The sequence below is a fragment of the Arthrobacter sp. E3 genome (assembly GCF_017353415.1).
In the GTDB taxonomy this organism is placed as follows: domain Bacteria; phylum Actinomycetota; class Actinomycetes; order Actinomycetales; family Micrococcaceae; genus Specibacter.
Window position 1 is genome coordinate 20,211 of record NZ_JAFMPX010000030.1, and the last position, 21,301, is coordinate 41,511.

A 21,301-nucleotide genomic window follows, 5' to 3' on the forward strand; every position below is an offset into this window, starting at 1 on the left:
AGTTTTGTCCACTTTCGCCTCGGCACCCCGAGGTGTGCGGACCGGCAGCATCCACGATGGAGCATGAGCCCTTTCCAGATACCCGAATTCATCAAGGCCCCAAGCGTTCTGGTCGAGGAATACGGCGCCCGGCAGCTGTCCCGGCTGGCCGCATCCGGTGAGCTTCACCGCGTGCGACGCGGCCTGTATCTGCGCACTGAACTGTGGAGTTCGCTCAAACCGTGGGAACAATACAGGGTCCACATTCAGGCAGTGCACGAGTTGGCCCATACGGCCCCGGTTTTCGCCCGGCAGTCAGCAGCCCAGGTCATGGGCCTGCCGCTGGTCCGCGCGCCCCGCCCGGTTGAGACGCTGTGCGCCGCGAAGAACGGCGGCCAGAGCAGCAATGGCGTGCACCGGCTCCCCGCGATCGACGGCGACCCTCCCCCGTGGCAGATGTACGGACTGCTCGTGACCCAACCCCACATCACCGCCCGTGACATGGCCGTGTGCCTGCCACTGGCCCAGTCCCTGCCCGCAATGGACAGGCTGCTGTCGATGCGGGTCCTGCCCGGTTCCCCCGCCAACGTCCCGTTGACGTTCCCCGTGGAGACGATCCAGCTGGCCATTTCACGGCTGCCCTACGCCTCCCAGAAACGCCGGGCCTTGCGGGTGCTTGCAGCTGGGAACGGGCTGTCCCAATCCGCCGGTGAATCACTCAGCCGGGCGATCATGCTTGAAAACGGGTTCCCGGCTGCTGCATTGCAGGTGCCTTTCCACGACAAGCGAGGCCTCGTTGGGTACCCCGATTTTGTATGGGACGAATACAAGGTCCTCGGAAAATTCGACGGTTTCGAGAAGTATTCGGTGCAACGTTATCTCAAGGGCAGGACACCCGCCCAAGTGGTCGTGGCGGAGAAGGTGCGCGAGGACCGCCTGCGAGCGCTCGGCTACAGCGTGGTCCGTTGGGTGTGGGACGACCTTGCCGATCCCCGCAGGCTTCCTGCTCTTTTGCACGAGGCTGGGCTGCCGTCACGATGAAATCCAGCCTTTTGACCTTTCAGAAGCACTTCCGGAACCAGCCCCTGCACCAGCCCCGGGAATCAACTCCCAGGTTCGAAGGCCTGCCACATGGCCGCGTACCCCCCCTCGTGGCGGAGCAGTTCCGCGTGGGAGCCAACTTCCACGATCCGCCCCTGCGACAGCACTACGATCCTGTCTGCTGCGCGGGCCGTTTGCAGCCTGTGTGCGATAACCACGGTGGTGCGGCCCTTGGACAGCCGGTGCATGGCGGCACTGACTTTGGCTTCGGTGGCGAGGTCCAGATTGGAGGTTGCCTCGTCGAGCATCAGGATGGCCGGGTCCACCAGCTCCGCCCGTGCCAGCGCAATGAGCTGGCGCTGCCCCGCCGACAGCGAACGCCCGCGCTCGGCCAGCTCATGCCGGTAGCCGCCGTCGAGCGTGGCAATGAAATCGTGCGCCCCCACGGCCCGCGCGGCGGCTTCCACCACTGCGTCATCGGCGTCCGGGCGTCCGTAGGCGATGTTGTCCCTGATGGAGCCGGTGAAAAGGAACGCCTCCTGCGGCACATAGCCCAGCTGGCGCCGGTATCCGGTGAGATCCAGCCCTCGCAGCTCCTTTCCATCGACGCGGACGCTGCCGGCTTCGGGGTCGTAGAAGCGGATCAAGAGCTTCATGACGGTGGATTTGCCAGCCCCGGTCTCCCCCACCAACGCCACGGTCTCCCCGGGGATGATCTGCAGCTGCAGTCCACGGATCGCCTCAGGAGGTTTGCTGAGCCCCGCATACGCCGGGCCGATCTGCCGGGCATCCGCAGGTCCGCGAAGAGCGGGGCGGCCGCTGCGTTGGAGGGGCTCGGACGGATAGCTGAAGTGGACCCCGGCCATGACCAGCTCGCCGTCGAGCCGGCCCGGGTCAGCTGCGCCCGCCGCATTGGGTGTGAGCGTGTCCATCTTCATCAGGTCCGCAATCCGCAGCACCGACACCCTCGTCTGCTGCCACGCGTCAAAGACCTGGGAAAGCTGTTGGATCGGAGAGAAGAACATGTCGATGTACAGCAGGAACGCGATCAGCGCGCCCGTGCTCAACGCTCCCCCGGTGACCATGCCCGCACCGACGCCCAGCACAATCGCAGCGGCGGCGTCGGACAGGAACGCCACAAAGGGGAAGTACGTGGCGACCAGCCGTTGCGCCGCCAGCCGGGACTCCAGATACCGTTGGCCGAAACCTTGAAACCGTTCGACGGTGAGCGCCTCGTGCACAAACGCCTGCGATTCGCGTACCCCGGCAAGGCTCTCCTGGAAGTCCGCGTTGACGACGGCGATGCGGTCACGCGACTGGTCGTACAGCCCCGCGGCCTTGCGCCTGAACAGCACCGTGGCGATGGCCAGCGGCACGACGACGGCGAAGACGCAGAGCGCCAATTCGGCATTGAAGATAACCAGGGCCGTGCCGACACCGGCGAATGTCACGAAGGCCACCAGCGCGGACAGCAGCCCATTCTGGATCAGCGACTCGAACTGATCCACGTCCGTTGTCATCCGGGTCATGATGCGCCCGGACATTTCGCGTTCGTAGTAGTCAAGGGACAGGCGCTGCAGCTGGGCCCAGATCCTGATCCGCAAAGACAGCATGATCCGCTGCGCCGTGCGGCCGGTGACGAATGTTTCACCGACCATGATGATGAAGTCCGCCAGTGTGGCGACCAGGTAGATGCCAGACGCCGCAAACAGCACGGATTCCAGCCCCTGGCCCACTCCCTGGTCAATCCCCGTGCGCACCAGCACCGGGCCAATCAGCGAGGCGGCGGCGTCGAGCACCACCAGCACAAGGCCGAGCAGCAGCGGGCGGCGGAATTCCCGCAGCAGACCCCACAAGCTGAAATGTGGCTCCGGCCGTGTTTCCCGATCAAGGTCGACGGCGGCCACGTCCCTGACCGGCCTCAGCCCGGCGACACGGGCCAACAGTTCAGGGGTCGGTGCCAGGTTGCGCCGCCAGCTGCCGCCTCCGCCGCGGCCCAGCCCGGCTCCGATGCTGGGTGCACCGATGGCCGATCCACTCGACGCTGCGGCTCCGGATTCATGCGGCTCGCCCCATGCGGCGGCGGTGGTGCCCCCACCGGATTCTGCAGCATCCCAGGCCTTTTTCCGTGCGTTGTAGGCGGCGAGCGCCTCGATTCCGGCTCCGGCCGGCGGCGGAGCGTCCGGGTCGTCCGTGAATCCCGTCAGCAGCGACCGGTAGATGGCGCTGGTGGCCATCAGCTGTTCGTGACTGCCCCCGGCGACGATCCGTCCGCCGTCGAACACAAGGATGCGGTCGGCGAGATGCAGGGAGGAGAGCCTGTGGGCGACCAGCAGCATGGTCCGCCCATCGCTGGTTTCGCGCAACCCCTCATGGATGGACTCCTCAGTCCTGGCATCCACGGCACTGGTGGCGTCATCAAGAATGAGAATGCGCGGGTCCGCCACGATGGCCCGGGCCAGGGCGATCCGCTGCCGTTGCCCGCCGGAGAGGACCAGTCCTCGCTCACCCACCGGGGTGTCGTAGCCCGCGGGAAGTGCCCGGATGAAGCCGTCAGCCTGGCAGATCCGGGCAGCTTCCTCGATCTGCTGGTCCGTGGCATCCGGGCGGCCGTAGGCAATGTTGGCCCGGACGGTATCGGAGAACAGGAAGCTCTCCTCAAACACTGTCCCGATGCGGCGGCGCAGCGGATTCAGCGCGAGGTTGCGGATGTTGTGGCCGTCGATCCGCACCGTGCCGGATTGGGGGTCGTAAAACCGTGAAACGAGCAAGGATGCGGTGGACTTTCCGCTGCCGCTCGGGCCCACAAGAGCCACGCGCTCCCCCGCGTTGATGCGGAAGGTGACGTTCTCCAGCACAGCCTTGGTGGCGCCGTCGTCCGTCCCGGTGTAGCTGAAGGTGACGTTACGGAACTCGACGTCCCCGGCGACGTCGGCCAACTCCAGCGCATCGGGGGCGTCGACGATGGCCGGTTTGAGGTCAAGGAGCTGGAAGATGCGTTCCATGCCGGCGCGCGCCTGCTGGCCAATAGTGAGCAGTCCAGCCAGCTGCCGCGCCGGGGCCATGAGCTGGGCCACATAGGTGGAGAACGCCAGGAACGTACCGAGCGTGATCTGCTGGTGCAGGACGAAGTAGCCGCCGACGGCGAGGACGGCCACCTGGCCCAGCGACGGGATGGCCTGCAGAAGCGGCTGGTAACGGGCTTGGATACGGGTAGCGCGCATCTGGGAGCCGTAGAGTTTCCCGGCAGAGTCCGCAATCCGGCCGATCTCATGCTCTTCCTGCCCGAACGCCTTGACCACGCGGACACCGTTGACGCTCTCATCGACAATCTGCACCACCTCGCCCTCGCGCTGCTGGGCGTCCCACGTGGCAGGAAAGACCCTCCACCGCAAGCGGTAGGAGACCAGGAGCAGCGCCGGTGCCATGACAAGGCTGATGATGGCCAGCAGCGGCGAGAGGTACAGCATGACGGCGATGGACAACAGCATCATGAGCAGATTCCCGCTCATCATGGGCAGGAACGCCAGCAGTCCTTGGACCAGGGCAGAGTCTGAATTTGCGCGCGCGACGAGCTGGCCGGTGGGCATCCTGTCCAGGTTGCCGGCGTCCATGGTCTGCAGGTGCTTCTGCATGTCGTTGCGGAGGTCGTATTGCACCGACAGCGCCACTCGGCCACCGTGGTAACGGCGCAGGTAGGAGAACCCGAACGTGGCCACGCCGAGGGCAATGAGAAGGGCCAACCACGGCCACAGCGGCGAGGACGGGATCAGGATGACGTTGTCCACGATCTGCCGGGTGATCAGCGGAACAATCGTTTGGGCGGTGCTGCCGAGCACTGCGGCGGCAAACGAAATCACCATGTCTGCCTTGTGCCGCATGAGATAGCCCCAGAGCCGGCGCACCCAGCCCTGGGTCTTCGCCCGGCTTTGTTCCGCTGGCTGCGTGCCAGTGTCTGTGGCGGCATCCCTGAGCTGGGTCACAGTACAGCCAGTCTGGGAGTCAGCCCGGCCATGCGTTGAGTGAACGTTTCGCTGACTGCCTCGTTGAGCCGCCCCAGCGTTTCAAGAATCGCCTCAGGGTCATCGGTCTTCGCAGCAAGGATTCGCAGTGCCGCCGACATGGCCGCATCTGCGCGGACCAGCGTCTGCGCACCGGCTTCCGTCAGGCTCAACCCCGCCGCCCGCTGGTCTCCGGTCACATCCGTCCGGGCCAGCAGGCCGCGCCCAGCTAACGAAGCGACGGCCGCGCTCACGGCGGGTCGGCCCAAGGCCAGGCTTGCTGCGACCTTGGACGCACGCTCTTCCCCCGCCGAGACGGCAGCCAAAACCCGGTAGTGCGGGAGGCTGAGTTCGTCCAGAGACCGCTCCAGCAGCCGGGACACGCGCACCAGCGACCGGACAGCCGCAATTGCGGCATCCGGCTCACCTGTGAAGTCCAGCCGTGTTTCCACTGTTCAAGCGTAAGCACTTTGTTCGGTCATCGAACTATTTTTATGCTGTGAATTTTCTGGGAGCGCCGCGATCCACCTGCGAAGGCACTGCGGGGGGCTGTTGTGGTCCACGGACCCCGCTATAGCGCCGTCGCATCACCACTACAGCCCCCAGAGCGCTTAAACAGCGAAAGCCGGCCCGTCCTTTTCGGGACGGACCGGCTCGGGCAGCGCGAAAGTTAAGCCTGCGAAAGTTGGACCTTTGCCGGCAGCGTGGTGGGCTTGATGGCCGGGCGGGTGGCCTCGAACGCGGTGATGTCCGGTTCGTTGCGCAGCGTCAGGCCAATGTCATCAAGGCCTTCGAGGAGGCGCCAGCGCGTGTAGTCGTCAACATGGAACGGGACAACCACCGTGTCAGCCGTGACCAGCTTGGATTCCAAGTCCACGGTGACTTCGGTGCCGGGTGCGTTTTCGAGCACCTTCCAGATCAACTCGATGTCATCCTGGGCCAGCTCGGCGGCAACAAGGCCCTGCTTGCCGGAGTTGCCGCGGAAAATGTCGGCGAAGCGCGAGGACAGCACGGCCTTGAAACCGTAGTCCTTCAACGCCCAAACCGCGTGCTCCCGCGAGGAGCCCGTGCCGAAATCGGCGCCGGCAACAAGCACCGAACCCCGCGAGAACGGTTCCTGGTTCAGGATGAATTCCGGGTTCTTGCGCCAACTGGAGAACAGTGCATCCTCGAAGCCTGTACGGGTGATCCGCTTCAGGTAGACGGCCGGAATGATCTGGTCGGTGTCAACATTGCTTTGACGCAGCGGGACACCAATGCCGGTGTGGGTGGAAAACTTTTCCATGGTGCTAGCTCCTTACGCTACGGTCAGTGCTGATTCGAGGTCCGACGGCGAACTCAGGGTTCCGCGGACGGCGGTGGCGGCTGCCACTACGGGAGAGACGAGGTGCGTGCGCCCGCCCTTGCCCTGGCGGCCTTCAAAGTTGCGGTTGGAGGTGGAGGCGCAACGCTCGCCCGGCTCCAGCTGGTCCGGGTTCATGCCCAGGCACATGGAGCAGCCGGCAAAACGCCATTCTGCACCAAAGTCCAGGAACACCTTGTCCAGGCCTTCAGCCTCAGCTTCCAGACGCACGCGAGCGGAACCAGGCACCACCATCATGCGGATATTGGGGTCCTTTTCGCGGCCGCGGATGATGTCCGCAGCTGCGCGCAGGTCCTCGATGCGGGAGTTGGTACAGGAGCCCAGGAACACCGTGTTGACGCGGATCTCCTTCATGGGCGTGCCAGCTTCAAGATCCATATATGCCAAGGCGCGCTCGGCGGCAGCCTTCGCGTTTTCATCGCCAAAGTCCTCCGGGAACGGCACGGAACCGCTCAGCGAAACACCCTGGCCGGGGTTGGTACCCCAAGTGACAAAGGGCTCCAACGTGTTGGCGTCCAGGAACACTTCGGTGTCGAATTCGGCGTCGTCCTCGGTAGTCAGCGACTTCCAGTACTCGACGGCTGCATCCCACTCTTCGCCCACCGGAGCGTGGGGGCGGCCCTTGAGGTAGGCAAAGGTTGTCTCATCCGGGGCAATCATCCCTGCACGGGCGCCAGCCTCGATGGACATGTTGCAGATGGTCATGCGGGCGTCCATGGACAGTGCACGGATCGCGGAGCCGCGGTATTCCAGTACGTAACCCTGCCCGCCGCCGGTGCCGATCTTGGCAATGATGGCCAAGATGATGTCCTTGGAGCTGACGCCGGGGCGCAGGGTTCCCTCGACGTTGATGGCCATGGTCCTGAACGGCTTCAGGGGTAGTGTCTGGGTGGCCATGACGTGCTCCACCTCGGAGGTGCCAATTCCGAACGCCAACGCTCCTACTGCGCCGTGGGTGGAAGTGTGGGAGTCACCGCAGACCACGGTCATGCCCGGCTGGGTCAGGCCCAGCTGCGGGCCCACCACGTGCACAATGCCCTGCTCGGCGTCACCGAGCGAGTGCAGGCGCACACCAAACTCGGCACAGTTGTTCCGCAGCGTCTGGATCTGGGTGCGGCTGGTCAAATCGGCAATCGGCTTGTTGATGGCCAGCGTCGGGGTGTTGTGGTCTTCCGTGGCGATCGTCAGATCCGGGCGGCGCAGCGGCCGACCGGCCAGGCGCAGACCCTCAAAAGCCTGCGGGGAGGTGACTTCGTGGATCAGGTGAAGATCGATGTACAAGAGGTCAGGCTGGGCGGCGTCGCCAACACCCTCACCTTGGCGAACCACGTGGTCGCGCCAAACTTTTTCAGCCAGTGTCTTTGCGGCTCTGCGCGGGGCCACCTTGGACACGTGCTCGGCTGCTTGTGCTGCTGCACTTTCCACTGCTGTATTTTCCACCGCGTGGGGAGTGGTTGACTCGCTCACAGCAGCTCCCTTCACTCGGTGAATCCGTTCCTGGCGGATGCCGCATTCGCATGGAATTTGGGGAGGTCCGTCGGCCGTTTCGTTGACTTGTATGCTCCCACTGTTCCAGTCTCCGCTGGATGGAAGCCAATTCTTCGATTTGCATCTCACATAATGAGACGTCAGTATCATTACATGGACAATTCTAGCGGCGTTGGCGTCATTGACAAAGCGGCCCTGGTGCTCGATGCACTTGAGGCCGGCCCCACCACCTTGGCACAGCTCGTGGCAGCCACCGGTTTGGCCCGTCCCACCGTGCACAGGTTGGCACTTGCCTTGGTACATCATAGACTCGTCAGCCGGGATATGCAGGGCCGGTTCGTCCTCGGCGCCAGGCTCGTGGAGTTGGCCTCCGCCGCCGGCGAGGACCGGCTCATCGCCGCCGCCGGCCCAGTCCTGTTGCAATTGCGCGACTCCACCGGTGAGAGCGCCCAGATCTTCCGGCGGCAGGGCGACTCCCGTGTGTGCGTGGCTTCGGCTGAGCGTCCCATCGGCCTGCGCGACACCATCCCCGTTGGCACACAGCTGACGATGAAGGCTGGCTCGGCCGCACAGGTTCTGCTGGCGTGGGAGGACCACGAGCGCTTGCTTGAGGGCCTGCACGGTGCCCGCTTCACCCCGACCGTCCTGGCTGGCGTCCGACGCCGGGGCTGGGGCCAGTCTCTCGGCGAACGTGAGCCCGGGGTCGCCTCGGTCTCAGCACCTGTGCGGGGTCCCTCCGGACGCGTCATCGCTGCCGTCTCCATCTCGGGTCCCATCGAGCGCCTGACCCGTCAGCCCGGTCGCCTGCACGCAGAAATCGTTTGCAACGCCTCCCGGATTCTCACCGAAGCCCTACGCAAGAGCGCTTCCTAGCCTCACCTGTGGCTCCCGGCTAGGGTGTGGGCATGATGAACTATGCGATGTTCCTGCGCGGAGTCAACGTTGGCCGCATCTACATCAAGATGGCCGATCTGCGGACAGCCCTGGCCACGCTGCCAGTCTCGAATGTCAAGACGCTGCTGGCCTCTGGAAACGTCGTGTGCACGGCAGAATCATCCGCTGCCGAGCTCAAATCCATGGTGGAGACGCTGCTGCGCGAATCCTTTGGCTATGAAGCATGGGTGGTTGTGGTCGATGAATCCGAGCTGGCCGCCATCATCGACGCCTGCCCCTACCCCGCCGACGACGCCACCCACCACGCCTATGTGACCCTGTCCGCTGAGCCGGCCATTCTTGACGAACTGGCCCGGCACGCCGGCGGGATTCCCAGCACCGAACTTGCCCGGTTGGCTCCGATTGCACTGGCTTGGCGGGCGGCCGCAGGCGGGACCCTCGAGAACCCGTTCAGCAAACTTTCAGCACGGCCGCGCTACAAAAGCACGACGACGACCCGCAACGTGCGCACGCTCCTCAAATGCCGCGACGCCATGCCCTAACCCCGCCACCGCGTCAGGGGCGGGCTCCGGCCAGGGCTGCCTGAAAGTCACGGTAGTGGGCAATCTCCGCTTCGACGGGTTCCCCCACAAGCGCCTGGGAGACCCCAGCGACACTCTCACGCAGCCGGCGTCGTGCTTGGGCCGCCCGCGCCTTGGCACCGGCCAGCGCCAAGAACTTGCTGGAGACCGCTAGGAATATCCCCACCACCACCCCTGCCAAAACCATGAGCGTGGGCAGCGGCCAGCCTTCCACCTTGGGCGTTTCAGGGACGGGGAACTGGAAGTAGCCCATCACGGCGAGCCCGCCCAACCACAGCAGCCCACCCACGGCCACCAGCAGGGCAAGCCACTGGATGACGGCAAACAGCGGCCACCACCAGGCGCCCGTGTTGGCTTTCAAGTCTGTGCCGGCCACGGCCTGATCAAGCGAGTCGGGCAGCACCTCACGGTTACTGCGCGCAGCCGAGCGGATGGAGACGCGCCACGGACCAGCGGCTCCATCACTGGCAGCATCGGCAAAGCCCCGGATGGAGGAGTCGATCCGGGCCAGCTCGGCGGCCCCGGCCGGCGGAAGCGAGGTTCTGTTCAGCTCGGAGGAATCCTCCCGGCGCAGGCTCAACCGACGCAGCGGGTCTTTGCGGAAACGGCTGATCCAACGTGTCACAGGCCAGCCGGTCCGCCGGGTGGCCTCGAGCCGGTAGGAGCTGCCCACGGCCGAAACCACCGTTTCAATATGCACTGCGTCCGCCAGTCCGGCGGCCAGCTGCTTGCGATCTTGCTGATGCACTCCGGCAGCGTCGCCCTCGCCAGAAGCCTCGGCCAGGCGCTGAGCGGCGACGGCAACATCAGCCGCCAGCCGGGCAGATTTAGCTGCCTTAGCCTTCACGACGGCGGCAATGCGTGCGCGCAGCCCGTCCACACCCTCACCGGTCAAGGCCGAGACGGCGGCCAGCTGTGCCTTGCCCAGGCCGTCGCGCTCGAGTATTGCGGCCAGCGAATCCAGGACGGGTTTGACCTCGTGCGGAGCCAGCTTGTCCACCTGGTTCAGCACCACAAGCGTCACAGCCGCATGGCTGGAAAACGGCCGAATGAAGTCATTGTGGACGGCGGCATCGGCGTACTTTTGCGGGTCAACCACCCACACCAGCACGTCGACCTGTCCGGCCAGGCGCTCCACGATCGCACGGTTCTCCAACTGGACCGAATCGAAATCCGGCAGATCGAGCAAAACCAGCCCGCCGGCGTCGGACGTCAGACCCGGCACGGGGGTGCCTTCACGGCGGTCGGCAACCTCAAGCCAGTCAAGCAGCGGAGCACTGCCCGGCATGCCCCAGATCATGGCCAACGGCTCGCTCGTGGTGGGGCGCCGGACGGCAACCCGTGCCGCATCCGAGCCCGCCACGGCGTTGAACAGCGAGGACTTTCCGCTGCCAGTGGCTCCGAAGAAGCCGACGACAGTATGGTCGGCGCTCAGTGAACGGCGGGACGAGGCGCGCTCCAAGACGCCGTAAACCTGCTCCAGCGTGGCGTCGTCGAGGCGGCCTTCACCCAGTTTGCGTGCTTCGTTCAACGCCACCAGTGAGCGGTCAAGGCTGGATTCGGCACGGGCCTGGCGGTGACGACTCATGCGCGCTCCCCCGTTCCGCCAAGGCTGGAAAGTTGCGCGGCCAGCGCCTGCAATCGCTCCGCCGGGGCGTCAAGGGAGTCCTCGCCGTTGCCGATTCGATCCAGAAAGCGGCGTTTCTCGTGCTCAAGCAGATTTTCACAGCGCGCTTCGAGAGACAGTTTGGCTTCCTTGGCCAGACGCCGCACGGCATCCTCGCCAAACATGGCTTCCAGCACTTTTTGACCGACGACGGCGGTACCTCCTGCAATGCCCACTTCGGCTCCCGTCAGTCCCCCGGTGAAAGAGAAAACGACGATCATCAGCACCACGCCCAGGCCGTTGACGCCAAAGGACATCCATCGGGCCTGGGTGCGTTTGGCTGCACCTTCCGCCCTGATGAGCTCAAGCACTTCGCCCTGCCAGGCACGGATTTCAGCGGCTGATTGGACAGCGAAGTCTGCGCTGGTGGAAGACAGGTCATCCGTGCCCAGCAGCTGCCGGCCGGCCGGATCTGCGCGCCAGCGCTGGTCTGCGTCTTCGGCTGCACGCGATGCCTGATCGACAATGACGGCTTGTAAACCGGTTTCAATGGCTGTTTCAACCTTGACGGCCGGCGGTGGCTGGCCCTTGAAGAAAGCGCCGATCCTGTCCCGCAGCCGGCCAATGCCGGATTCCAGCGCCCGGAAAAACTCGCCTGTACCCACAAAGTCCTGCCACCGTGCCAGCACTTCTCCGCGCAGCAGCGTGCCATCGCTGCTGGCTTTACTGATGCGGGCCGCAGCATCGGCAAAGGCAGATTCAACGTCCTGTGCCAGCTGCCTTCCGGCATCCTGCTGTGCCGTGGCGGCACTGGCAAGAACCTCCAGCCGTCCCGAGAGGGACCGCACGGTGCCATTCAACGTCCGGCGGACAATGTCCGCACGACCGGCCGAATCGTCGCTGATCTCCCGCAGCCAGTCAAGGATCGGCGCAACGGCGTGTGCCGGAAGCATGCCGAGTTCATCAAGCGCTGTTTCCGCGACCACAAACAACTGTGCCCCGGCCAGCCCTTCTCGTTGGAGCATCGCCTGCAGGTCCTGTGCAACTTCAGCTTCTGCGCCCTGGGGCACACGGTCAAGAATGACGGCCACGGTGATGTCCCGGGACGCCGCATCCAATAGCAGTTTCCACGGGACGGCGTCGGCGTATCTGTTGGCAGTGGTGACAAAGAGCCACAAATCCGCTGCGGCCAGCAACTGCCCCGCCAGCTGGCGGTTGTCATCGGAGATGGAGTCGACGTCGGGCGCGTCAAGAAGTGCCACACCGGCCGGCACAGCAGGATCCTCCACCAGGACAAGGGAAGCCATTGCAGATGCGTCCGGGGAAGCACCGGCACGCGACGCCGGTGTGTGCGTCTTGACAATTTCCCCGTGCACACGGTGCAGCGTGGGCAGGACCCGGCCGGAGGTGAACCATGGGGCGTCGTCCGGGTGGTGCAACAGGATCGGTTGGCGCGTGGTCGGACGAATGGCGCCCGAACGCGTGACGGGATGACCCACCAGGGCGTTGACAAGCGTTGACTTCCCGGCACCAGTGGATCCGCCTACCACGGCCAGCAGCGGAGCATCCAAGCTTTTCCAGCGCGGCAATATGTAGTCATCGAGCTGTGCAAGTGCAGAAGTGGTCGTGGTGCGGGCTTCGTCCACGCCCGGCAACGCCAGCGGCAGTTCCAACCCGGCCAGCTCGGTGCGCACATTTTCCAGCAGCTCAACGGCTGCCTCTTGTACCAAGGCAGAGGCGCCATTGCTGCTTGAAGGACTCGAATCAGTGGAGTTCACAGCTTCATCATGCCAGTTCAGGGCGGAAGAGCACGGGATTACCGCGTGGTGGATGGCAAGTTTCAGGACCACTTTGACTCCAGCGCACCGCCAAGCAGAGAAGTGGCGCCACCGTGACGGTAGCGCCACTTGCAGTGCTGAACATGCGCAGGCGTACAAGTGAGTCTCAATGGGCTCGACCACTGGTGCCAAGCGCACAGCAAAAAGACCGGGAATCTTTTGATTCCCGGTCTTGCTTGTGACCCCAGCGGGATTCGAACCCGCGTTACCGCCGTGAGAGGGCAGCGTACTAGGCCGCTATACGATGGGGCCCTAATACATTCACTTTTTTGCCCAACGAACTTCAGGAACAATACCTGAAATTTGCTGTTCACGCCAAATAAAAAGGCGGCTTTTGCAAGCGCTGGGATACCAGGACTCGAACCTAGAATGTCGGTACCAGAAACCGATGTGTTGCCAATTACACCATATCCCAATGGCTGCGTTCTGCCGTGAAATCCGCGGGTTTCCCCGGTTCTTCTGCGGCCCTCGCGCCGGGATAAAACTATACCCGAGAGATTGCTGAACGCCAAAACGAGAATGCCATTATCTGCTGAGTCGTGCGTCACAGGCTTGGGGCAGGTTCGAAAGTCCAGCCAACTCCCCCATTTGGGTCAGGGAACTGATGATCCGTACCGCCTGCGCACAGGCAGTATCCTCTGCCACAACAGCGGGTATTGCCTTGTTTTCCCTGTTCAGCCACACTCCGTGCAGGCCAGCCTTGACGGAGCCCACGCCGTCGACCAGGAAGTTGTCCCCCACGTATAGGGTTTCTGACGGCGCCGTCCCCAGCTGGCGGCAACCCTCCAGAAAGATTTCCGGGCGCGGTTTGGCGGCCTTCACCGTGTCAATGCCAACGAGCACGCCGATCCGTTGAAGGCCGGCATGGTCAAGTTTCGCGCGCTGGTAGTCGTGGACGTTGTTGCTGACGGCGCCGTAGGGAATACCGGCCGCGTCCAACGCGTCAAGGAGCGGCGCCACATCATCAAAAGCACGGATGTAGCGTGGCTGCGCCTCCTCAAAATCGGTGATCCACCGCTGCTCGGCCGCTGCATCAAAAACTGTGAAGCCCAATTGTTCAAAAACGGCACGGGCACGCAGCCCCCGCTGCTGGCCAAAAGTGAATTCACCCATCACGTAGCGGTCGTAGAAGTCGTTGGGATCAGCCATATACAGTGCGGCGAAATTGTCCCACTGCGCCGGGGTGTAGTCAGGCAGCAGGTGGGTTCCGGCAAACACCATGGCATCCTTCATGGCCTGTACCAGATCCACCAGGGTTTCATCGATGTCAAACAAAACACCCCCAACCCGTCCCGGAAAAGGGGGCAGGCTGGGGGTGTTGAGTATAGCTTTTTCAGACACTGGTTCAGGCCGATTGTCCGCGGAAGGCCTGCAGGCGGGCCAGTGCGGAATCCTTGCCCAGGATCACCATGGATTCAAAGAGCGGCGGGGAGATCCGCCGACCGGACAAGGCCGTGCGCACCGGGCCGAACGCGAGGCGCGGCTTCACACCCAAGCCCTCGACAAGGGCCGTCTTCAACGCAGTCTGGATTGACTCCGCGCTCCAGTCCTCCAGCGGTTCCAGTACCGCCAGGGCAGCATCCAGGACCTCGCCAAGGTTCTCCGGCAGGCCCTTGCGCGCATCGTCGGCGACGTCAACGGCGTCGTCCTTCTTGAAAAGGAACGCCAGCATCTCGGGCGCCTCGCCCAACAGCGTGATGCGTTCCTGGACCAGCGGGGCGGCTTCGGCAAGGATTTCCTCCTCGCGGGCGCTCAGGGTCTCCCCCACTACGCCAGCTGCCTGCAGGTACGGGACCAGGCGGTTACGGAAGTCGGTGGCGTCGAGCATGCGCACGTGGGTGCCGTTGATGGCCTCGGCCTTCTTGATGTCGAAGCGGGCCGGGTTGGCAAGGACGTCGTGAACGTCGAAGTTCTCCACCAGCTGCGCCACGGTGAAGATGTCCTCGTCAGCGGAGAGCGACCAGCCCAGTAGCGACAAGTAGTTCAGCAGGCCCTCGGGGATAAAGCCGCGGTCACGGTGCAGGAACAGACTGGACTCGGGGTCACGCTTGGAGAGCTTCTTGTTGCCGGCGCCCATCACGTAGGGCAGGTGGCCGAACAGCGGCATGTACTCGGCGACACCGATTTCATACAGTGCCCGGTACAGGGCCACCTGGCGGGGTGTGGAGGAAAGCAGGTCCTCGCCACGCAGCACGTGGGTGACGCCCATCAGGGCATCGTCGACGGGATTGACGAGCGTGTACAGCGGCGCGCCATTGGGACGGACGATTGCGTAGTCCGGGACTGATCCTGCCTTAAAGGTGATCTCGCCCCGGACCAAATCTGTGAACGTGATGTCCGTCTCGGGCATGCGCAGGCGCAGCGCGGGCTCGCGTCCCTCCGCCTTGAAAGCGGCAATCTGCTCAGCGCTGAGATCGCGGTCAAAGTTGTCGTAGCCAAGCTTAACGTCCCGCCCGGCCGCCTTGTGACGATCTTCGACTTCTGCGGGTGTGGAATACGACTCATAGGCGTGGCCACCGGCAACAAGCTTGGCGATGACGTCCTGGTAGATGTCCCCACGCTGTGACTGGCGATATGGTTCGTGCGGCCCGCCAACCTCCACGCCCTCATCCCAGGTGATGCCCAGCCACTTCAGCCCGTCCAGGAGCTGGAGGTAACTTTCCTCACTGTCACGCTTGGCATCGGTGTCTTCGATGCGGAAGATCAACGTGCCGTTCGTATGCCGGGCGTACGCCCAGTTGAACAAAGCGGTGCGGATGAGGCCTACGTGCGGCGTTCCGGTCGGTGAGGGGCAAAAACGCACCCGGACGGGGGTTTCGGCGGTGACAGTGGGGATCTGGGCAGAAATAGTCATGATGGATCCAGTTTAGACGCCCGACGGCGTGATCCGCACGAACCGCCGTGGGTCACGGAAAACACCGCCCGGCAGCCTAGCTGAACAGCTCGTTTTTCGGTTCGTTGTGCTTCACGAACTGCCACCCGAACCACAGCACCAGGGCCAGCACCGGGATGGTGCACAGGGTCCACAATCCCAGCAGGTACACCCCGCCGCCCGGTTTTGTCAGGGTGTCGAATCCGATCAGCACGGTGATGACCAGCAGAGCCCCCAGTCCGATCCAACTTGTCCACGGCGAACCGGGCATGGGCAACTTGGAGACCTTGCCTTTCTTGTGCCGCAGCATGATCTGGCACGCAAAAATGGAAGCCCATGTGAAGATCACGCCAATGGATGCGGTGTTCAGCGCCAGGTCAAAGGCATACGAGCCGCCAAAGACAACGTTGGCCAGCACGCCCACAAGGTAGACGGTGGCAATGCTCAGCACGGCTGCGTACGGCACATGGCGGGAGGACATCCGGGTCAGCCATTGCGGCGCATGCCCATTGTTCGCCATGGTGCGGAAAATTCGGCCAATCGAGTAGAGCCCCGAATTGCAGGAGGACAGGGCTGCCGTGATCACCACGAAGTTCATGACCGAGCCCACCCAGTCCAGACCCATGGTGGCAAACACGGTGACGAACGGGCTCTCCCCGGACTTGTAGTTATCGCTGGGCATGATCATGGCCAGCAGCGTCACCGAACCCACGTAAAAAACCACAATGCGAAGTACGACGGCGCGGATCGCCTTGGGCACTTCGCGTTCCGGATTCTGCATCTCACCGGCGGTGATACCCACCAATTCGATGGCGTTGTAGGCGAAGATGACGGCGTTGAGCACCAGAATCATCACCAGCCCGCCCTTGGGGAACATACCGCCTTCGGCGTGGAACAGGTTTCCAACCGCCGCGTGGCTGTCGCCCACAGCAGCGTTCGTGGCCACCATGAACGTGCCCACCACGAGGAAGAGCACAATGGCAGCAACCTTCAGGCAGGAGGCCCAGAATTCAAACTCACCGAAAGCTTTAACGCTGAGCAAGTTGACGCCCACCAGCAGCACGAGTGCACACAGCGCACTGATCTCGACCGGCACGCCGGGGAAGAAGAACTGGAAATACAGGCCGATGGCGATCAGTTCCGCCACACCCGTCATGGCCCAGTTGATGAAGTACATCCACCCGGACAGGAAAGCGCCCTTCTTACCGAAGAGCTCCCCCGCGTACGAGACAAACGAGCCCGACGTTTGCCGGTACATGACCAGCTCGCCCAGCGCCCGCATCAGCAGGTATGCGATGACGCCGGCAATGGCGTAGGAGAAAATCAGGGCCGGGCCGGTGGAGGCCAGCCGCCCTCCCGCACCCATGAAAAGTCCGACGCCGATCGCCCCGCCCATGGCGATCATGGTGACGTGGCGCTGGCTAAGGGTACGCTGGTAGCCCTCTTCGGTAATGCTGCCGGGAGCAGGCAGGCTTAAGTCAGTGTCTATGACGTCGTGTGACACTCAGGTGTCCTTAGGTCGGGGTGGGTCCCTGCAGGAAATCCCCCGCCATTTCGCGGTTTAGCACCGCACGGAGGAGAAAGGACTGCTCGATTCTACTCCTCCGTGCTTGGTCACGCTGCCGGATCAGTGTCTGGAATCGCGAAACAGCAGCGCCGCATGGACGGTTTGGCGGATGATGTTGGCGGCGGCCGCCGTTTCCGTGTCGGGTTCGGCAACCTGCAGCGACGCCGCTTGGACTGCCACAAGCGACATTCTGTGCGCCAGCGTTTCATGCATTTCGCGCGTGATCCGGTCGCGTTCAGCCAGTTTGGTGCGTTCCGTTTGGGCCGTCCGTTCAGCTTCGGTGCGTCCGGCGCGTTCCTTCAAGGAGTTCATTTGATAATCCCGGAATCGGGCACTCTGGCCACGGTAGGCGCCACTGGGACAGCAGAAACAGAGCAACAAAGAAGACCATGCCGCTAAGCGACAATCCGCCCAGAAGTGCAGCAGCGCCAGCCGTTGCACTGCTGAGGCGCTGCCGCCAAATCAAAGCCACGGCACCCAAGGGAGCCGTAAGTGGGGCAAATCCGTAACGAGCCCATTCAAGCCCGGCGGTCTCCGGCTCCGGGATCACCCCGTCATCGATGGACAATCCCACCACGATGAAACACCTGAGGACGTCAGCGACGGCCACAACAATAACCGGCGGCACGGTGCGCCACGGACTTCCAAGGGTGAGTGCATTGGTGTTCATGCTTTGAGCCTCAAAGTCAGTGACAGGAAGGCACATCCAACTAAAGTGCCCCCTTCCGCACTGCCTTCCCGGGCCGCTGCCGATTCGCTATTTGCGCCCGCCCTGCTTACGCCGCATGCGCAGTTTGAGGACGAAGCTGACGGCAGCCAGAACAACGGCGGCAGCGATCAGGACCTGCGCCAACAGTTGCGGGCCGTCGGACAAGAAAATCACACGGGCCACCACGCCCAACAGTGCGGCAGCGGCGAAGACCATACGGGCATACGGCTTGGGCGGCGGGTTCTTCAGCCGCCGGTGCGCCGGCTCGTTCATCACCCGGACCATCCCACGCCCCAAGGCGCGCTGCCCTCTCACGCGAGGTTCCGGCGTCATGCCCCATGCCACTGCGGGGCGAAACGGGATGAGACCTCGAATACCGGTGTCAGCGGCGGACCACCGGGTTGGAGAGGCGGCCAATACCCTCGATTTCAACGTCGAAGCGGTCCCCGGCTTGCAACAGGTCCACGCCAGCGGGTGTACCTGTCATGATGACGTCGCCAGGGAGCAGTGTGAAGGCATGGGACACGATCGAGACGAGTTCGCGGACGCTGCGGACCATCTGGTTACTGCTGCCGTCCTGGCGGATTTCGCCGTTGAGCCAGCCTTTGATGGAGACGTCGTCGGGATCCAGTTCGGTTTCGATCCACGGTCCCAGCGGTGCAGAGGTGTCGAAGCCCTTGGCGCGGGCCCACTGACCGTCGCCGGCCTGGACATCGCGGGCAGTGAGGTCGTTACCGCATGTATACCCGAAGATGACCTCGTCCACGCGTTCTTCCGGAACGTCCTTGCAGATGCGGCCGATGACCACACACAGCTCGGCCTCGTAGGATACCTCTTCCGAAAATTCAGGCAGCACGATCGGCTCGCCCGGACCAATGACGGAGGTGTTGGGTTTCAGGAACAGCAACGGGCTCTCCGGCACTTCGTTGCCCAATTCGCGGGCGTGGGCGGCGAAGTTGCGGCCTACGCCAATGACCTTGCTGCGCGGGATGATCGGTGCAAGGAGGCGCACGTCCGCTAATGGATATTTGATGGTGGTGGGTTCCACGCCGTTGAAGAAGGGATCGCCCTTGATGACAGTGACAACTTCACTGCCGGCCTCCCCCGTCACAACGCCGTACATCGGGTCATTATCAGCAACAAATCGGGCTATACGCATGCAGCAAAGCCTACGGGAAAATTCACCTGAAAACCTATGCCACGCTAACTGGCCCCTCCCGTGCGGGCGCCGTCTTCTTCGCGACGCTCCTTGATGAGTTCCATCGAGCGCACCAGGCGAAGGGCCGTGACAAGAACCACCCCGCCGATGACATTGAACACCACCGCATACCAGAACCAGCCCAGCCACTGAAGATAGCCAAAGGACGCCCCTGCATGGATTGCGCCAAAAATCAATAAGGAATCCAACACGGAATGGAACAGCGGCAGGCCGGCCAAAAGGAACCCGCCGCCCATGGCTGCGACAATCTTTGCCGGCACCGAATCCGTGCCGTGCTGCATACGGGTCATGAGCGTAATGGTGCTGCCGCCCAGAATGGCCAGGGCTGCGGTTTGGACTGACAAGGGAGCCAAAGCAAATTGCGTCCCCGATTCGATCACGGTTTCGTGCCATTGCGGGAACGCCTGCACCACAAGCCACATGAAGATCCACCCACCCACCAGGTTGCTGGCCAGTGTCCCGCCCCAGAGCTTGAACAGCAGGCTCAGCCTGGCCTGCTTCGCAGCCACCGCAGCGAGAGGGACCAGGAAACCTTCCGTGAAAAGTTCACTTTTGGCCAGCAGCAGGGCGACGAAGCCGATGCCAAACGCCAGCCCACCCAGCAGCTTGCTGCCCGTGGCATGTTCCACGGCGAGGTAGCCCATGACTCCCAGGCCCACTTCGATGCCGCCAAAGAAGCCTGTCACCAGTACCGAAGGCCAGGACCTGTGCAGCCGCTGCGCACCTTCGTCCACGATCCTGTCAAAGGCGGTTTCCAGTTCTTCCTCCACCGGGGCGTCGTTTTCACCCAACTCGCGGCGGCGTGCCTCATCATCCATGCTTCCTCCAGCCTTTTTGGTCCAACCAGGGCGAGGCGGCCTTCACTGGCACGGCCTTCGCGATCAAGTCTTTTGTGTGCATCGTATGTCAGTAAACCCGGCAACGGCGCTGTTGGCGGGAAGAAAGTTCCGCGGCCGCGTCGCAGGCTCCGTGGGACGCCTGGAACCGGGACTGCGCCGGGGCCCGGTTGGACAAACCCCCAGGGTCCTCTGTCACGATTGAGCAATGGCAGACTTGGAAGTAATCATTAAACCCACCTTGGCAATTTTGGCGGCAGTAGCGTCAGCACTGCTGCTCACCTTGGTTCTCCGAACCGCCGCCAACCGGATTTTCCACAAGATTCCTGACTTCAGCCGCCGCTCAACCCAGGCAAAGTACCCCGTGTTCGGTGTGCTGGTTTTTATTGGCATACGCATGGCGCTGGCCTATAGTCTGCCCAACCAGCCTTGGTTCGCCGCGGTTGACTTCGTTCTCATGCTGGGCTTCATCGCCGCACTGGTGTGGTTGGCCCTGGCCACGCTTGCCATCACCGAGCGTCTGACGCTGCGCCATTTCCGCTCCCGTATCAAGGACAGCCGGAGGATGCGCCGGCTGACCACGCAAATCACCCTGGGGCGGCGCATCGTCGCGGCACTGCTCATCACCATTGCGGTGGCAGGCCTGCTTTTGACCATCCCCGAGGTCCGCGCCCTGGGCACTGGCCTGCTCGCTTCAGCTGGGCTGATCTCCATTGTTGCCGGCCTGGCCGTGCAAAGCTCCCTCTCCAACGTCTTTGCCGGGGTTCAGCTCGCCTTCACCGATGCCATCAGGATCGACGACGTCGTCGTGGTGGAAAAGCTGTGGGGCACCATCGAGGAAATCACCATGACCTATGTGGTGGTGCGCGTGTGGGATGAACGGATGCTCATCCTGCCTTCGACGTACTTCACCACAACACCGTTTGAAAACTGGACGAGGAACAGTCCCAAGATCAAGGGCAGCGTGGAACTTGACTTGGACTGGCACACCCCGGTGGCTGAACTGCGGGCCCACCTTGACGCTTTGCTGGCTGCAACTCCGCTCTGGGACGGGCGCACAGGCAAGCTTGAAGTGACGGACACCGTGAACTCCCTGGTGCGCATCCGCATAGTGGTCAGCGCCAAGGACAGCGACGCACTGTGGGATCTGCGCTGCCTCGTCAGGGAATCAATGATGGCCTACGTGCAAACGGCACACGGTAATTCGCTTCCGCGCCAACGCTGGGAAATGATCGAAGCCGCCCACACCGTGGTTTGATCGAGCCTGGGCGCCGCCGCGGGGGGCGGGCCCGCGCCCTAAACCAGCG

General features: G+C 63.4%; 18 protein-coding genes and 2 tRNA genes. 4 read left to right on the top strand and 16 right to left on the bottom strand.

Going from position 1 to position 21,301, the window contains the following annotated elements:
- The first annotated feature begins 63 nt into the window (after window positions 1–63).
- Entirely contained in the window at window positions 64–1,020 is a 957-nt protein-coding gene (locus JMA46_RS12675; RefSeq protein WP_207345710.1) for a type IV toxin-antitoxin system AbiEi family antitoxin domain-containing protein, read from the top strand.
- Window positions 1,021–1,082: 62 nt separating this feature from the next.
- Here the strand turns inward: JMA46_RS12675 and JMA46_RS12680 are convergent, their stop codons facing one another.
- From JMA46_RS12680 to leuC, 4 genes are all read right to left on the bottom strand, one after another.
- A complete protein-coding gene (locus tag JMA46_RS12680; protein WP_348770159.1) occupies window positions 1,083–5,003 on the bottom strand; it encodes an ABC transporter ATP-binding protein in 3,921 nt (1,306 codons plus the stop codon).
- Window positions 5,000–5,473 (bottom strand): MarR family winged helix-turn-helix transcriptional regulator, encoded by a 474-nt coding sequence (locus JMA46_RS12685; RefSeq protein WP_207345711.1) that lies wholly within the window; start codon window positions 5,471–5,473, stop codon window positions 5,000–5,002. The genes JMA46_RS12680 and JMA46_RS12685 overlap by 4 nt, the downstream gene beginning before the upstream one ends.
- Window positions 5,474–5,691: 218 nt before the next feature.
- Window positions 5,692–6,306, bottom strand: a complete 615-nt coding sequence (gene leuD / locus JMA46_RS12690) for a 3-isopropylmalate dehydratase small subunit (RefSeq protein WP_207345712.1) — start codon at window positions 6,304–6,306, stop codon at window positions 5,692–5,694.
- 12 nt (window positions 6,307–6,318) lie between these two features.
- A complete protein-coding gene (gene leuC / locus JMA46_RS12695) occupies window positions 6,319–7,767 on the bottom strand; it encodes a 3-isopropylmalate dehydratase large subunit (protein ID WP_207345726.1) in 1,449 nt (482 codons plus the stop codon).
- Window positions 7,768–8,025: 258 nt separating this feature from the next.
- Between leuC and JMA46_RS12700 the strand changes: the two genes are divergently transcribed.
- Both JMA46_RS12700 and JMA46_RS12705 read left to right on the top strand, forming a co-directional pair.
- Window positions 8,026–8,745, top strand: a complete 720-nt coding sequence (locus tag JMA46_RS12700) for an IclR family transcriptional regulator (RefSeq protein ID WP_207345713.1) — start codon at window positions 8,026–8,028, stop codon at window positions 8,743–8,745.
- Window positions 8,746–8,777: 32 nt separating this feature from the next.
- Window positions 8,778–9,308 (top strand): DUF1697 domain-containing protein, encoded by a 531-nt coding sequence (locus JMA46_RS12705; protein ID WP_207345714.1) that lies wholly within the window; start codon window positions 8,778–8,780, stop codon window positions 9,306–9,308.
- A 13-nt stretch (window positions 9,309–9,321) separates the two neighbouring features.
- Here JMA46_RS12705 and JMA46_RS12710 read toward each other — a convergent pair whose 3' ends face one another.
- From JMA46_RS12710 to JMA46_RS12765, 12 genes are all read right to left on the bottom strand, one after another.
- Window positions 9,322–10,935 (bottom strand): GTPase, encoded by a 1,614-nt coding sequence (locus tag JMA46_RS12710; RefSeq protein WP_207345715.1) that lies wholly within the window; start codon window positions 10,933–10,935, stop codon window positions 9,322–9,324.
- A complete protein-coding gene (locus tag JMA46_RS12715) occupies window positions 10,932–12,731 on the bottom strand; it encodes a dynamin family protein (RefSeq protein WP_207345716.1) in 1,800 nt (599 codons plus the stop codon). Before JMA46_RS12715 ends, JMA46_RS12710 begins: the two co-directional genes overlap by 4 nt.
- Window positions 12,732–12,970: 239 nt before the next feature.
- Window positions 12,971–13,043 (bottom strand) — tRNA-Glu (locus JMA46_RS12720).
- A 91-nt stretch (window positions 13,044–13,134) separates the two neighbouring features.
- Window positions 13,135–13,206: transfer RNA gene (locus JMA46_RS12725), tRNA-Gln, on the bottom strand.
- Between the two features lie 110 nt (window positions 13,207–13,316).
- Entirely contained in the window at window positions 13,317–14,132 is an 816-nt protein-coding gene (locus tag JMA46_RS12730) for an HAD family hydrolase (protein WP_348770160.1), read from the bottom strand.
- A 4-nt stretch (window positions 14,133–14,136) separates the two neighbouring features.
- Window positions 14,137–15,645, bottom strand: coding sequence for a glutamate--tRNA ligase (gltX, locus tag JMA46_RS12735; RefSeq protein WP_207345717.1), 1,509 nt, complete (start codon window positions 15,643–15,645; stop codon window positions 14,137–14,139).
- 76 nt (window positions 15,646–15,721) lie between these two features.
- Complete coding sequence (locus tag JMA46_RS12740; RefSeq protein WP_348770161.1) at window positions 15,722–17,167, bottom strand: amino acid permease; 1,446 nt, start codon at window positions 17,165–17,167, stop codon at window positions 15,722–15,724.
- Between the two features lie 123 nt (window positions 17,168–17,290).
- Window positions 17,291–17,542 carry a histidine kinase gene (locus JMA46_RS12745; RefSeq protein WP_207345718.1) on the bottom strand — a complete coding sequence of 84 codons (252 nt, stop codon included), beginning with the start codon at window positions 17,540–17,542 and terminating at the stop codon, window positions 17,291–17,293.
- Window positions 17,502–17,900 (bottom strand): hypothetical protein, encoded by a 399-nt coding sequence (locus tag JMA46_RS12750; RefSeq protein ID WP_207345719.1) that lies wholly within the window; start codon window positions 17,898–17,900, stop codon window positions 17,502–17,504. The genes JMA46_RS12745 and JMA46_RS12750 overlap by 41 nt, the downstream gene beginning before the upstream one ends.
- Before the next feature lie 87 nt (window positions 17,901–17,987).
- The gene (locus tag JMA46_RS12755; RefSeq protein WP_207345720.1) at window positions 17,988–18,272 is read right to left on the bottom strand and encodes a hypothetical protein; all 285 of its coding nucleotides are present in this window, start codon (window positions 18,270–18,272) and stop codon (window positions 17,988–17,990) included.
- Between the two features lie 49 nt (window positions 18,273–18,321).
- Window positions 18,322–19,098 carry a fumarylacetoacetate hydrolase family protein gene (locus JMA46_RS12760; RefSeq protein ID WP_207345721.1) on the bottom strand — a complete coding sequence of 259 codons (777 nt, stop codon included), beginning with the start codon at window positions 19,096–19,098 and terminating at the stop codon, window positions 18,322–18,324.
- Between the two features lie 44 nt (window positions 19,099–19,142).
- Window positions 19,143–19,976, bottom strand: coding sequence for a formate/nitrite transporter family protein (locus JMA46_RS12765; protein ID WP_207345722.1), 834 nt, complete (start codon window positions 19,974–19,976; stop codon window positions 19,143–19,145).
- A gap of 226 nt (window positions 19,977–20,202) precedes the next feature.
- Here JMA46_RS12765 and JMA46_RS12770 point away from each other — a divergent pair, with 226 nt between their 5' ends.
- A complete protein-coding gene (locus JMA46_RS12770; RefSeq protein WP_207345723.1) occupies window positions 20,203–21,252 on the top strand; it encodes a mechanosensitive ion channel domain-containing protein in 1,050 nt (349 codons plus the stop codon).
- The last annotated feature ends 49 nt before the right edge of the window (window positions 21,253–21,301 follow it).